This is a genomic window from Phnomibacter sp., from assembly GCF_036803085.1.
GTDB lineage: Bacteria > Bacteroidota > Bacteroidia > Chitinophagales > Chitinophagaceae > Phnomibacter.
Genome location: NZ_DAIRUZ010000001.1, coordinates 334,819 through 348,027 on the forward strand (window position 1 = coordinate 334,819; position 13,209 = coordinate 348,027).

Annotated in this window: 13 protein-coding genes; 3 read left to right on the forward strand and 10 right to left on the reverse strand. The window is 46.6% G+C overall.

What is annotated here, in order from left to right:
* Positions 1-33 precede the first annotated feature (33 nt).
* Positions 34-684, forward strand: a complete 651-nt coding sequence (locus V7Q13_RS01390; protein ID WP_333798889.1) for a GIN domain-containing protein — start codon at positions 34-36, stop codon at positions 682-684.
* Positions 685-1,446: 762 nt separating this feature from the next.
* Here V7Q13_RS01390 and V7Q13_RS01395 read toward each other — a convergent pair.
* From V7Q13_RS01395 to V7Q13_RS01410, 4 genes are all read right to left on the reverse strand, one after another.
* Positions 1,447-2,142, reverse strand: coding sequence for a hypothetical protein (locus V7Q13_RS01395; RefSeq protein WP_333798890.1), 696 nt, complete (start codon positions 2,140-2,142; stop codon positions 1,447-1,449).
* A gap of 12 nt (positions 2,143-2,154) precedes the next feature.
* Positions 2,155-3,486, reverse strand: a complete 1,332-nt coding sequence (locus V7Q13_RS01400) for an MATE family efflux transporter (RefSeq protein ID WP_333798891.1) — start codon at positions 3,484-3,486, stop codon at positions 2,155-2,157.
* A 261-nt stretch (positions 3,487-3,747) separates the two neighbouring features.
* Positions 3,748-4,236, reverse strand: a complete 489-nt coding sequence (locus V7Q13_RS01405; RefSeq protein ID WP_333798892.1) for an asparaginase domain-containing protein — start codon at positions 4,234-4,236, stop codon at positions 3,748-3,750.
* A gap of 197 nt (positions 4,237-4,433) precedes the next feature.
* The gene (locus V7Q13_RS01410) at positions 4,434-5,708 is read right to left on the reverse strand and encodes a sterol desaturase family protein (RefSeq protein ID WP_333798893.1); all 1,275 of its coding nucleotides are present in this window, start codon (positions 5,706-5,708) and stop codon (positions 4,434-4,436) included.
* A 99-nt stretch (positions 5,709-5,807) separates the two neighbouring features.
* Between V7Q13_RS01410 and V7Q13_RS01415 the strand changes: the two genes are divergently transcribed.
* A complete protein-coding gene (locus tag V7Q13_RS01415; protein WP_333798894.1) occupies positions 5,808-6,287 on the forward strand; it encodes a nucleoside deaminase in 480 nt (159 codons plus the stop codon).
* A gap of 81 nt (positions 6,288-6,368) precedes the next feature.
* The gene (locus V7Q13_RS01420; protein ID WP_333798895.1) at positions 6,369-7,604 is read left to right on the forward strand and encodes an MDR family MFS transporter; all 1,236 of its coding nucleotides are present in this window, start codon (positions 6,369-6,371) and stop codon (positions 7,602-7,604) included.
* A 269-nt stretch (positions 7,605-7,873) separates the two neighbouring features.
* Here the strand turns inward: V7Q13_RS01420 and V7Q13_RS01425 are convergent, their stop codons facing one another.
* The 6 genes from V7Q13_RS01425 to V7Q13_RS01450 form a co-directional block, all read right to left on the reverse strand.
* The gene (locus V7Q13_RS01425; protein ID WP_333798896.1) at positions 7,874-8,107 is read right to left on the reverse strand and encodes a hypothetical protein; all 234 of its coding nucleotides are present in this window, start codon (positions 8,105-8,107) and stop codon (positions 7,874-7,876) included.
* Between the two features lie 52 nt (positions 8,108-8,159).
* Positions 8,160-8,513, reverse strand: a complete 354-nt coding sequence (locus tag V7Q13_RS01430; protein ID WP_333798897.1) for a hypothetical protein — start codon at positions 8,511-8,513, stop codon at positions 8,160-8,162.
* A gap of 122 nt (positions 8,514-8,635) precedes the next feature.
* Positions 8,636-9,805: a THUMP domain-containing class I SAM-dependent RNA methyltransferase gene (locus V7Q13_RS01435; RefSeq protein ID WP_333798898.1), complete on the reverse strand. Its 1,170-nt coding sequence runs from the start codon at positions 9,803-9,805 to the stop codon at positions 8,636-8,638.
* Positions 9,806-9,810: 5 nt separating this feature from the next.
* Positions 9,811-11,139: a DEAD/DEAH box helicase gene (locus tag V7Q13_RS01440; RefSeq protein WP_333798899.1), complete on the reverse strand. Its 1,329-nt coding sequence runs from the start codon at positions 11,137-11,139 to the stop codon at positions 9,811-9,813.
* 426 nt (positions 11,140-11,565) lie between these two features.
* Positions 11,566-12,183, reverse strand: coding sequence for a YdeI/OmpD-associated family protein (locus tag V7Q13_RS01445; protein ID WP_333798900.1), 618 nt, complete (start codon positions 12,181-12,183; stop codon positions 11,566-11,568).
* 208 nt (positions 12,184-12,391) lie between these two features.
* Positions 12,392-13,042: a DnaJ domain-containing protein gene (locus V7Q13_RS01450; protein WP_333798901.1), complete on the reverse strand. Its 651-nt coding sequence runs from the start codon at positions 13,040-13,042 to the stop codon at positions 12,392-12,394.
* Between the last annotated feature and the right edge of the window lie 167 nt (positions 13,043-13,209).

Sequence of the window (13,209 nt, forward strand, 5' to 3'; positions counted from 1 at the left end):
CCGTTACATTTTCACACCAGAAAAAAAGTATTTATGAAAAAACTGATTGCCTACTTTTTGTTGCTGATAACAGCGCCAGTAGCAGCCCAAACATTTGAAGATGCCAATGCCAAGAGACGCATCGTTTCCTCCTTTGATGCCATTGAAGTGAGCTCTGGAATAGAGGTAGTAATTGCTCACGGACAGGAAATTGGGTTGGCGGTGAGTACCAATTCGGAGGAAGTTGATAAAAGAGTGATAACGCAAGTGGTAGACGGAGTGCTTAAAATAGGCGTTGAAAACGACTGGAAATTTTGGAAGATGACTAAAACCTGGCGCATAAAAGTATACGTGAGTTATATCAAGATCAACGAACTTAAAGCCAGCAGTGGTGCAAGTATTAAGGGGCAATTTGAGGGTAGTGCCCTCATTTGTAAGCAAAACAGCGGTGGTGTGATAGCGATAACTGGGAGTACAAACAAGCTGGAACTGGAAGCAAACAGCGGCGGTATTTTTAAAGGATATGATTTTACCACTGATTATTTGCAGGCGAATGTAAATAGCGGTGGCGGTGCTCAGGTAACTGTGAAAAAAGAAATAATTGCAAAGGCAAACAGTGGAGGCTTCGTGACCTACAAAGGCGAGGCCATCATCAGGAATATTGATGTAAATAGTGGGGGCTCTGTGCGGAAATCGACGAAGTAAGGCCAGAAAATGTATGAAAAGACCGCTTCGAAAGAGGCGGTTTTTTTATGGATAAAAGTGAATTACCCTAAAAAAGAATGAGTCCCCCAGTAGAGACTGGAAGACTCTTCAAAACCCTAAACCCTTAAACTGGAGTAAAGATAGGGGGAATGTGCACAACTCTGCACACGTCTAAAAACAAATTTTGATGTCTTCTATGAAATAATTGTTTTTCTGACTATTCATCTAACTATAGGTGTTTTTTGTTTGTTATTGTTTGATAAAGGTTAAAGTATGCATTCTTGTTCCGACATTAAAAAATGCTGGATAAATCTTGCGGTAAAATCTGTATGATGAGTATTGTCTAGCTAAACAACAGCTGCTGGCAGGTGTTATTTAGTCAAAGTGAACAGCCGTAACTATAAAAGCCAGAGGGTGGCGCCACTTCTTTTTTAGAGAATTATTCAAATGGTGAAGTGCAGGTTTGCATTTTAGAAATGCTGTCCTTATAAAAATCGAAACCCCCGGTGAAGACCGGGGGAATCATTAATACCCTAAACCCTTAAACTGATGTAAAGATGCGGCTACAAACTGCCAATACACGTGATGTCAGTCACTATTTTGAACTGGCATAATATGTGGATATGACGAAGCGGTGACATGTTTTGTAGTAATCGTACTACAATAAACGACTTCTGTGGTTTTGGTTCGACAAGGAATTGATAGCTTTATTTGCAATCGATTGACTTTCAATACACTTGAATGCTGCAAACGTTTGAAATGTTACCAGCTCATTTCATTGGGAGTGCTGGCCTTAGCATGGCGGCTACTGGCGTAGCTGTGCCATTTCATTGCAATTGGGTCCCATATTTCTACATGTTGGCTGCCAGCCTGTAGTTTATAATCGAACTTCGGATTTTGCAGGGCAATGTATCCGGGGTAGAAATATTCTTTGCCTTGAAGCTTGGTAAGCCGTACGGTTTCGAGGTAGAGCAACAGGCCGGGGCTGTACTTTTTATAATCCGGGTGAAAAAAAGTAAGAATGCCTGCGTTGGAAACCGCCCCCTCATCAAAATAGCTTACGCCAATGAGTTCCGAACCATCGTAGAGTGTCCAGGTTTTAGTAGGAAAAAAGTTGGCATCCTGCTGGTCGAGCAGGTAGGCCCGGGCCGTATTGCTCACATCAAAATTGATGGATTGACGGTACCGGCGATATAAATATTCGATCTCGTCATTCAGCAAAAAGGGCTGTACAGTCAACTGAAATCCACTGCTTTTGCGCAGTAATTGCTGGTGTTTTTTCGATGGTTCCCAGTTTTTCAAATCTACCCTTGCCCACAGAGCCTCGTACACTTCCGTTTCAGACAAATGAATGTATTGCGTAGTAAAAACCGACTGCGACATTCTGTACCATCCCAACTCCAGCAGGCCATCCATAAATGCCGGATCAAGCGGTTGTTGTAAAGGAATGTAATACATGCAGGATGCGAATTATTGAATAATCTTTTTTGAAACCATGTTCAAAAAACGACGGTTCAAAAGTAACGCAGCCATACTTAAGCCGGCCACAAAACCCCACCAAATACCACTGGCACCCCAGCCTTGCTCAAAAGCCAGCCAATAACCCACCGGAATGCCGATGACCCAATAGGCTACTGCCACCAGTATAGTAGGCACTTTTACATCCTTAATACCCCGGCAAAGGCCTGCACCAATGGCTTGGAGGCTATCACTCACCTGAAACAAAGCCGCTACTAATAACAGTTGCGCCGACAGCGTTACAACCGCCGCTTCTGAGTTGAATAGATAGGGTAATTGATAGCGGAATAAAATGAACAACAAACCTGTGACCACGCCATAAATTAAACCGCCGGCGATGGTGCTTACGCCTATGCGTTTGAGCCTTGGTACATCGTTGCTGCCATAGACATGTGCGGTGCGAATGCTGCCGCCCATGCTAAGGCCCAGCACCGCCATAAACGTAGTGCTGGCACAGTTCAGCGCAATCTGATGAGCAGCTTGTGCCGTGGCACCTAACCAACCAACCATAATGCCACTCACACTAAAGGCACCCGCTTCCATTACCAACTGCAGACCACTGGGAATGCCAATGTGTAGCAGTTCAGTTATGCGTTTGCGTTGTATTTTCCAGGCTTCTTTTTTTACAGCTATGTATTGTGTAAATGCTTTGCTGTTGAAAATGATGTACAGCATTACAATTGCTTCCACTACACGGGTGAGCAATGTGCCTACTCCGGCACCCAGCAGTTCCATTCGTGGCAGGCCCAGGTTGCCAAAAATGAACAGCCAGTTGAGCAGGGCATTCAAGGGCAAACTCAAAAATGACAGAAACATACCAATCCGGGTCATTTCCAAAGCATCGCTGAATTGCTTCATGCTCAGGAAAAAAGTCATGGGCACCAGGCTCCAGATCATCACCTTAAAATAAGGGGCTGCTATGGCTACCACTTCGGGCTCTTGCCCCATGTGCCAAAGCAGGGGCGAGGCAATGCTGCAAATACTGGCAATGGCAATGCTCACCAAAGTGCTGAGAAAAACACCGTTGTAGAAATAACTACTCGCTGCAACAGTGTTTTTTTGCCCACGGGCAATGCTTACCAATGCCGAGATGGCAATAGTCATACCAATGCAAATAACCTGTGGAATGCCAATGGCATTAATCACAAAACTACTGGCGGCTAACTGCTTGTAACTGATAGAACCCACCATGGCACTGTCAATAAGGCCAAGGCCTACCTGTGCCACATTGCTCACAATGAGCGGAATGGATAACCGCAGTGTTTGTTTGAATTCCTGAACCAACTTGACACAATTGAAAAATGACAGAAGCCCGCAAAGATGGGGATAATTATGGACCACAGACTACCGACCACCGACAACAGCTGGTAGTAATTTTTTTTGAAAAAATGATGAAAAAGCAACCAGTGGCTACAAATATTCGGACTTTCTATCTTTCTGTCATTTCACCTCTCCCAACCTCTCCAAAGGAGAGGAGACAAAGAGTATGGTGGTTGACTTTGGTCGTCTGTCTACGGACTCCGGACTATTCCGACTTCCCGACTATTATGGTAGTTCTTCAAAAATACCGGTCTGCCGGTTCTTCCATACATTATTCCAATTGAACCAGCGGCCATTCATGGCTACATACACGCCCTTGGGTAAGGTTTGTACAAAGGCCATGGCACTGCCGAGGTTAAACAATCCATCGCTGGAGCCAAACTTGTAAGGAATCATGGCGCCGGTAATGACGATTGTTTTATCAATGTTTTTGCCAGCCAACACCGCGGCAGTTTCTACCATCGTATCGGTGCCGTGAGTAATGATGATGCGGTTGTGTTCGCAACGAATGCACTGCTCGGCAATCAGTTCCCGGTCGGTGGGGGTCATTTGCAGGCTATCAATCATCATCAGGGTGCGGATGTCTACATTCAGCTTGCTGCGGCCCAGCTTCAGCATTTCGGGCAGGTGTGTTTCTTTAAAAAACAACTGACCTGTAATCTCATCGTATTCTTTGTCGAATGTGCCGCCGGTGATGAATATCCTGATTGCCATGTGTTTGGTTTGATGCTGTAAAAATAATTGGCATGGTCAGCAATCAACAACAGGTTGTATGCAGTAGCAGCGGGCTGTTGCACATATTGGCCCTCATTTTATAAATGATTGAAAGAATTCCACCATACTTAAACATCAGCTAAACAGTCGTTACCATCTGACCGCAAAAAATAGCACATCACAAATCGATGGCTGCCTCAGGCATTTGCCAGCACGGGCTTGTGTTGTGTTGGCTTTATCTGCCAGCAAAACCATGCCACTACAACAGTTGCTACAATGCAATAGGCAATGAGAACGGGTATGGTCCAGCTTTGCCAAGTACCCATACCAAACCAATCGCCGGTGCGCATAATCCAGCCAATGGCCAGCGCATTTTTCAAAGCTTCCCACAGCACGGCATTTTTATTTTGATCCATCAGTTCGGTATAGGCATATACACTCAGAAAAATGAAACCGCCATATACAAACATGTTGGGCGCACCTATTTTAGCAATATTGCCAAAGAAAAAACTGATGATGCACAACATAAAGGTGAGCTGCACCCAACTCCATGCAGGTAGCCATGCATGATGTGGTGGTTGGTATTTTTCGAAGTGGTACACATCCTCAATTTTATACACCGGATATTGTTGCTCCACATCTTGCGGACGCCAGCCGGTAGGCATAAACCAGATGCGCATTTTATCCCACCAATTGCGGGTACGCCATGCATCTTTTATGAGCAGCCATAAATGCTGAAAATTGATTTTGATAGGGTTCCAGGTAGCGGCCGGGCGGGTGATGCCGTACACCGGTGGAACATCATCCAGCTCTTCCTGAAAAGTGCCAAACCATTTGTCCCACCAGATAAAAATGGCGGCTAAATTTTTATCGAGATACTCTGGATTGATAGCATGATGCACACGGTGGTGGCTGGGGGTTACCAATACTTTTTCTACCCAACCCATTTTGCCAATGTGCCGGGTATGGTACCAAAACTGGGCAAACAAATGCAAGGGTGCTATCACCGCCAGCACTTCGGTGGGCACACCCAGCAGTGCCGCTGGTAATAGCAAAAACGCAAAGAAGTTGACAAACACCGAAATGCTTTGCCGCAAGGCACAAGCCAGATTAAACTCTTCGCTGCTGTGGTGAATGATGTGGTGGTTCCAGAGGATGTTGATTTTGTGATTCCAGCGATGCACCCAATATGCTTGAAAATCGATAACGATAAAACCAATGATGTACGTGAGCACATGGTTGCTGATGTGAAAAATGGCTACATGTTTTACCAGATAAGCGTAGGTAAGTATGCCAACACTCAGCCCCAATACATCTTTCGTTACATTGGTAATGCCCGAGCTGAGGCTCGAAATCATATCCATATTGTTTACGGTATCAAAGCCTTTGCGCCAACCGTACCATTTTTCAAACAACACCAATACCAAAAAAGCAGGCATGGCAATCAGCAACACTTTTCCGTAAGTTTCCATAAGGGCGGGACAATTGTTATGGTAAAAATAAGTGATGTAATATAAGGTTGTCCATTTGTTGACGCATCATTTGCGGAGCGTTTTATACCTTTCACCAGTATGATTACCGACAGAGAAAAACATTTCATGCAACTGGCCATTGAAGAAAGTAGCATGGGCATTCATGAAGGGCATGGCGGACCATTTGGTTGCATTGTTGTAAAAGGCGATGAAGTGATAGCCCGTGCACACAATGAAGTGCTGTGTAGCAACGACCCTACTGCACATGCCGAAGTAGTGGCCATCCGCAAAGCCTGTGCAGCGCTGGGTAGCTTTCAGTTGGATGGGTGCGAAATGTATTGCAGCTGCGAACCTTGCCCCATGTGCCTGGGTGCTATTTACTGGGCCCGGCCAGATAAAGTATACTATGCCAATGCAGCTGCCGATGCCGCAGCGTCAGGCTTCGACGATCAATTTATTTACGACGAAATTAATTTGCCCAAAACAAAGCGGCGCATTCCATTCATTGCGTTGCAAGTTCCTAATCAGGAAATTGCTTTTAAGCGCTGGCAACAACTGGACAACAAACATTTGTACTAAGCCAGCGGCAATTGTTTATGCACAATTCATGCGGCTGCGTTGGCTGCTGTTGCAATCCCGATTTACTTCGCAGGCTATTGTATGCTGGCAAAAATCATTCATAGTTATCGGCAATCATTTACCGGATTAGCAAAAGAAACCTGGTTGCTGAGTTTGGTAATGATGATAAACCGTGCCGGTACCATGGCGGTGCCGTTCATGAGTATGTATGTTACACAAAGCATGCACCGAAGCCTCGCTGATGCAGGCCTTATCATTACACTGTTTGGTGCGGGATCGGTGTTGGGTGCTTCTGCAGGTGGCTTTATGGTTGATAAAATCGGCTTTAGGCCAGTGCAAATTTTTACCAGCATCGTCAGCGGCCTGTTGTTTATCGGTTTTGCATTTGTGCAAGATTTTTCGCAGTTGTGTTTGCTCACAGTGGTGCTCAGTTTTGTGGCAGAAGCTTTTCGCCCAGCCAACTTTACGGCCATTGCTGCATACAGCAAACCAGAAAACATCACCCGTTCTTACTCCCTCAACCGGTTGGCCATCAACATTGGTTGGGCCAGTGGTGCATCCCTTGGTGGATTGATAGCTGCCTATGATTATCACTGGTTGTTTTTTGTAGATGGTGGTACCAATATTATTGCCGGCTTGCTGATTGTGTTGTTGTTGCCTTCGGCTAAAAAAAGGGCGGCCACACAACCACAGGAAACGCCGCCAGCTGTGGTAAAAAAGCCCTGGCAGGATGCATTCTTTGTTCGATTCATTTTACTCACGGCATTGTTCAATACCTGCTTTTTTCTGGTGTTCAGGTTGGTGCCGGTGTTTTGGAAAGAAAGCTGGCATTTGGGCGAATCGTTAATTGGTTTGGTCATGGGTATGAATGGCATCATCATCGCCCTGTTTGAAATGTTGCTGGTCAATCGTTGGGATGGCAAGCGTCAGCCCATGCAATACATTGTTGTAGGATGTATTGCGAACGCTGTTGGCTTTGGAATTTTATTGCTGCCCAATATTACACCGCTTGTGTTGGCGTTGGCTTGCATGTCGCTGATTACCTTGGGCGAAATGCTGGCGATGCCATTTATGAACACCCTCATTATGCAGCGCAGCAATGCCTGGAACCGTGGACAATATGCTGCCGGGTACACACTCAGCTGGAGCGTTGCACAGGTGGTAGGGCCAGCCACTGGTGCATGGTTGGCACAAAAAGGCGGTTACAACTTGTTGTGGGTAGTGTTGATAGGCACCTGCATTGCCTGTGCAGTTGCATTTTCATGGTTAAAAAATCATCAGCATCAATACGAACAGTATGCCGGAGTTTTCAAATGATGACGAATTGCGTCGGTTTCAATGGCGCAAAAAAATGCTGCTCTTTGGTAGCATTTTTCTGGTGGGCATTTTGGCTATTTTCTTCTTTGCGTCTTGTTGAGTATCGAGTTGGCCGTTTTCCTTTTTACGAGCACAAAATTCTTTGAAAGCAAAAAGGGCGGGTTGCAAATGACTACCACCTTTCAAACAAGGATTTTCTTTCGGTCTTGTAAAAACAAAACGCCGGAGCAATGGCCCCGGCGCTGTTGTATAAAAATGCAAGCTCGGCATTATGCCTTGCTGCCTTTCTTTCCTTTCTTGCCCTTGTCGCCTTTTTCGCAGCAACCCTTGGCATCTTTCTCGTCTTTACTGCATTCTTTCTTTTCCCCTTCTTTGCCTTTGCAACAGCCTTTTTCGCATTTTTCAGCGGCAGGCTTTTCTTGTGCGGCAGGTTTTGTTTGGAAAGCAAATGCAATGGCAGTAGTCAGCAGCAAAGCTGAAGCGAGGATGGTTATTTTTTTCATGTGATTCTTTTTTTGAAATGATGTAGAAACAGTGTGTTGAGTGTGGTGTGCTTTAGCAATCGGGAGGTTGTGTGGCTACATCAATATTGGGATTCGGACTCCATGCGAGGTAACGACCTTGCAGGATTTTAGTAGTCCTTAAAACAGTATTGATAAGTTCATTTTCGTCAGTTTGCCATTGCTGCAACCAAATGCCCCACTGCGCAGTGCAGTTGGTTCTGGCGCAGCCTTCTTCGCTACAGCACAAAGGCTTTTTGCTTTGCATGGGGCAATGTTCTTCTTCAGTTTCACACTGCTCCATGTTGGTGGTTACACCTATGCTTTCTGATTGTATTACAATGCTGCCTTGCTGCAGGCTAAACCAGCCCCAGCTCAGTAATACACATATCAAAAGAAAATGGCGCATACAATTATTCACTACCAACCAAATATAACAAACGGCATTGTTGCCGTAATGTGAAAATAGTCAACAGTATTCATTTGTAAATGAATGGTAAACGCAGCCATCAAATCCTGATGTTGGTCAGTTTATTGTGGCGTTCTGCGGCTACCGGCGTACAGTTCATACTCCAGCAACCGGCAGTCAATAGTGCTGTTGTAAAACTCAATGCGGCGTTTGGCTTTGAGGCCAATCTTTTTGGCCAGCTCCATATTGCCGGTAAAAATGTAGCCCCAATAACCGCCACATTGCTGCTTCATAAAATCGCCGATTCTGCTATATGTGGCTTCAAGTGCAGCTGCTTCACCCAATCGTTCACCGTATTCGGGGTTCATCATCATTATGCCTTTGCCATCGGCAGGCACGGGTGTTGCCGCAAAGTCGCAGAGCACAAATTCTATGAGGTGTGCCACACCGGCAGCCACTGCATTTTTGCGGGCATTGTCAATAGCCTTGGGGTTGTTGTCGCTGGCAATAATGCGCAAGCCGGGCACATCAACAATTTGTTCTTCCAGCCGGGCATCTTCCTGCAAATACACGGCATCATCGTAGCCCTGTAAGTGCATAAAGGCAAAACTGTTACGAAACAGGCCGGGCCTTCTGTTGGTAGCAATCAATGCTGCCTCAATAGCCAGTGTGCCGGAGCCACACATGGGGTTGATGAAGGGCGATTGTTTATCCCATTGCGTAGCCAAAATGGTAGCTGCCGCCAAACCTTCGAGCATAGGTGCAAGGCCCGGAATTTTTCTGTAACCATGGCGTGCCAAACTATCGCCACTGGTGTCGATGAACACAGCCGCTTCTTCATTTTTCCAAAACAAATGAATTACCGTGCCCGTGAGTGCCGCACCACTCGAAGGCCGGTTGCCCGTCAAGTTGCGAATGCGGTCTACAATGGCATCTTTCACCCGCAGGTTGGCAAACATGCTGTTGTTGATGCTGGGATGTTGCACATTACTGGTCACCGAAAAATAACCATTCGGTGGCAGCACCGTCTCCCAAGGAAAATCTTTAAGTGCATGGTAAATATCATCGGCACTGTCGGCGGTAAAACTTTTCAATTGGTACAGCACCTGACTGGCACAACGCAGGTTGAGGTTGAGCCGGATGCAATCGTTGATGCTGGCTTGCAGTTTTACACCGGTGATGAAGGTTTCTTCCACAGTAAAACCCAGTGCTTTCACTTCCTGCTCCAGGTAAGGAGCAATGCGTTTGTGACAGGTAATCGTCACCAATCCTTTTGCGGTAAAAAAGTTCATGCGGCTTATTTGGCGATGGCAATTTTTGCTTTGATGCCTTTTATTTTTTGTTGCTGAACAAGGGTAAGGCAATGGCTGGCTTTCGACTTGCGGATGGCTACAAACGTGTAAAAATCTTTTACCGTTATCAGGCCAATGTCTTCCGGTTTCAATTGACCTTTTTGTGTCAGCAAGCCTACTACATCTACCTTGTTCACTTTGTCTTTTTTACCGGCAGCAATAAACAGCGTTGTCCATTTTGGTTTCTCCGGAATTTCTGCGGTAGCAGGCAATTCAATACTGCTGTGTGTGGTGGTTACATAGGCTGGCATTTTTTCATCCGGGCCCAGCATCATGATGACGGTGCCACTGGCATCCATACGGGCAGTGCGGCCATTGCGGTGCGTAAAGCTGGCTTCGGTATGTGGCAAATGGTAATGCACGATGTAGCGGATATTGTCAATGTCGAGACCACGGGAAGCCAGGTCGGTTGTCACCAATACGTTGACCGTTCCATTGCTGAATTTGCACAACGCCGTTTCTCTGTCGCGTTGTTCCATTGAGCCATGGTAAAACACATTGAGGATGTCTTTTTCTTTCAGCAGTTGTGCGGTACGTTCTACCGCTTCACGATGATTGCAAAACACAATGGTGCTGCGGTTACCCAGGTGGCAAATGAGGCGAAACAAACTGTCAATCTTGTCTTTCTCTTTGCAATGCAATACTTGCAATGCTAATTTTTCCTGCGGCAGTTCTGCGTCATTTACAAAGTTGAGCACTTGCGGTTGCTGCATGTGTAAAAAGGCGGGCAGTGGCTCAATATTGGTGGCCGAGGCGAGTATTTTTTTGCGCAGCGCAAGCAGTTCACCCACAATGAAAGCCATGGTTTCTTCAAAGCCCAGCTCTACCGATTTGTCAAACTCATCAATCACCAGTGTGGTAATGTGTTGCGTTTGCAAATTGCCGCGGCGAATGTGATCGGCGATGCGACCGGCCGTTCCTATAAGCAGGGCAGGGGCTTGTTTCAAACTGTTTTCTTCAATCTCTACTTTGTGGCCACCGTAGCAGCAAGTTACTTTCAGGCCAGTGCCCATGCTCTTAAACACGGCTTCTATTTGCAGCGCCAGCTCACGGGTGGGCGATAAAATAAGTGTAGTACTATTTTTGGGCGATTGCTGCAGTTGTGGCAACAGCGGCAATAAAAAAGCCAGTGTTTTACCCGAGCCGGTGTTCGACAGCAGCACCACTTCATCGTGTTGCTGGCAGGCTGCCAGACTGGCTTGCTGCATGGGGTTGAGTGCCGCAATAGACAATCGTTCGAGAATGACGGCGAGTTGATCAGAAGAAAGTTGCATAGCCGCGAAGGTAACTGAATTGCGCCGCAGCACTGTTTTTGGCTTGGAGTGGGAGAACACAGGCTTTTATTTAGCCACAGATTCACAGATTAAAATTTTGGTATGGCTATAAAATAATCTGTGTATCTGCGGCTCAAATTTCATTATGCAAAAGTAACCGTTGCTCACAGGCCGGGGGGCCTGCGAGAGAGGAGAGATTCTATATCCACGAATTCACAGATTAAAATTTTGGTATAGCTATAAAATAATCTGTGTATCTGCGGCTCGAATTTCATTATGCATAAGTAACCGTTGCTCACAGGCCGGGGGGCCTGCGAGAGATGAAATAATTAGTGTATCTGCGGCTACACAAATCCCTCACCCCAAAACAATCCGCGAAAATCCGTTTCATCCGCCTTCATCCGCGTCCCATAATTCCGCGTCCCATCAATCATGAAACCCAAGCCCTGCCAATATTTTCGGTACGCATTTTTCCATACGGCTCCTGCGGGTAGCCGATTGTTTGGCCCCGTTAAAATGCAACAGGTAACCCCGCTGCCGGCCCGGCGTTAATGATGCAAAAGCTTTTGCCACATCGGGCCTTTCCTGCAGCAGTTGTTGCCACTCTTCTGGCACAGGTTCGGCTGTTTTTTTCAGCACGGGTTTCATGCCCGCATCCACTGCCGCCATGGCTTCAAACACATAGGCTTTTATAGTAGCGGCATGTTGCGCCACCTGCGCCCCATCGGTAAACCGCATAATGCGACCGGCCTGCACATGCTCGCCCTGTTTGGTGAGCAGTTGTTCAGCATCTTCCAACAATGCACCATTCAAAAAACTCAGCCCGCAATAGTCTTTCAGTGCATACAGCATCAGCAGGTTTTGCTTTCCGTGCATGTAGCAAGGCACGCCCCATTTGCAGGTTTCGGTAAGGCCGCAGCTGAGCAGCAACTGGCGCAACAATTGTAACGGTTGCTGCCATGTATGCACTCTGCAATCAGGCGTGCCGCCCAATGCGCATCGGCCACAGCCTTCGGCAAAAAATACGTCTACGTCTTTGGTCATGATCACGTTGATTGATTGCAAAATAATCAGTTACAGCAGGGGGCTGCAACCAATCATCATTTCTTTTACGCAACAAGTATCAGCGAATTTTTTTGGATACCAGCAGTTGAATATCATGGCATCGCCTGTTGCGTCGCAATCCCTTCAACTACTCGTTTTCATGGCATCTTTTTCGGCCATAATATTGCTGCTGCTGTGTATGAAACATTTATTGCATTAATGCAATGCCTGCACACAGTCCTACAGTTAGCAGCAGCAAAATCCACCATTGATTTCGTTCCCAAAAGTATTGCTGGCGGCGGCGGTTGCGGTTGCTGGCAATCAGCGGTTGCAATGCCGGACTAATATTGGCCAGCAATTGCATGCGTTGGTAAAAAGGCTGCAGCAACGGATAATCAACCGGTTCCGAACTGCTAAGCAACAATTGTCCAATGTTTTGTGCTTCTTGGGTGGCGGTAAAACTGCGGAGTATATCCAGCCGTTCATTGTCCAGCAATTGCAGCAGGCTTTGCGCCAGCTGCTGGTGGTCCATGCGAAAATGATCGAGGTCGGCTACCCGGTTGGCCAGCTCCCGGGCTTCGGCCACAATGGTATCGGGCGTAAGCGGTACCGGGCGGGCCATGTTTTTACCCTGGCTTTGCAGTAGCCAGCGGTCTTGCAGGTACGCATCTTTTTTGGCCACATCCGTCAGGGTATCGTAGGCTTCCTGCAGCTCCCGAAACCATGCTTCGGCGTACTTATTGCCCTGGTTTACATCGGGGTGGTAGCGCAGCGCCAGCCGGCGAAAACTTTTCTTAATATCTGTTTCCGTAGCGCCGGGTGCTATGTCGAGTATTTTGTAATAATCCTTGAGGGGCATGCAGCGCAAAAGTAGGGTTGATGTTGGTTGGTTAACAGGTGGAGTGTTGGAAAGTTGGTAAGCATTTGCAAAAGGCCCAACACCAGCTGCTGTAAATCTACCGTTGAAGCAAGAAGATGTTTTCAGTGCTTCATTCGTGCTCACTTTCAATCAACCTGCCAAAGTCA

Coding starts and splice junctions, on each gene's coding strand:
- V7Q13_RS01440 (WP_333798899.1), bottom strand. CDS start 11,139: ATGCAACTTTCTTCTGATCAACTCGCCGTCATTCTCGAACGATTGTCT.
- V7Q13_RS01420 (WP_333798895.1), top strand. CDS start 6,369: ATGCTGGCAAAAATCATTCATAGTTATCGGCAATCATTTACCGGATTA.
- V7Q13_RS01410 (WP_333798893.1), bottom strand. CDS start 5,708: ATGGAAACTTACGGAAAAGTGTTGCTGATTGCCATGCCTGCTTTTTTG.
- V7Q13_RS01450 (WP_333798901.1), bottom strand. CDS start 13,042: ATGCCCCTCAAGGATTATTACAAAATACTCGACATAGCACCCGGCGCT.
- V7Q13_RS01415 (WP_333798894.1), top strand. CDS start 5,808: ATGATTACCGACAGAGAAAAACATTTCATGCAACTGGCCATTGAAGAA.
- V7Q13_RS01445 (WP_333798900.1), bottom strand. CDS start 12,183: ATGACCAAAGACGTAGACGTATTTTTTGCCGAAGGCTGTGGCCGATGC.
- V7Q13_RS01435 (WP_333798898.1), bottom strand. CDS start 9,805: ATGAACTTTTTTACCGCAAAAGGATTGGTGACGATTACCTGTCACAAA.
- V7Q13_RS01395 (WP_333798890.1), bottom strand. CDS start 2,142: ATGTATTACATTCCTTTACAACAACCGCTTGATCCGGCATTTATGGAT.
- V7Q13_RS01405 (WP_333798892.1), bottom strand. CDS start 4,236: ATGGCAATCAGGATATTCATCACCGGCGGCACATTCGACAAAGAATAC.
- V7Q13_RS01430 (WP_333798897.1), bottom strand. CDS start 8,513: ATGCGCCATTTTCTTTTGATATGTGTATTACTGAGCTGGGGCTGGTTT.
- V7Q13_RS01390 (WP_333798889.1), top strand. CDS start 34: ATGAAAAAACTGATTGCCTACTTTTTGTTGCTGATAACAGCGCCAGTA.
- V7Q13_RS01425 (WP_333798896.1), bottom strand. CDS start 8,107: ATGAAAAAAATAACCATCCTCGCTTCAGCTTTGCTGCTGACTACTGCC.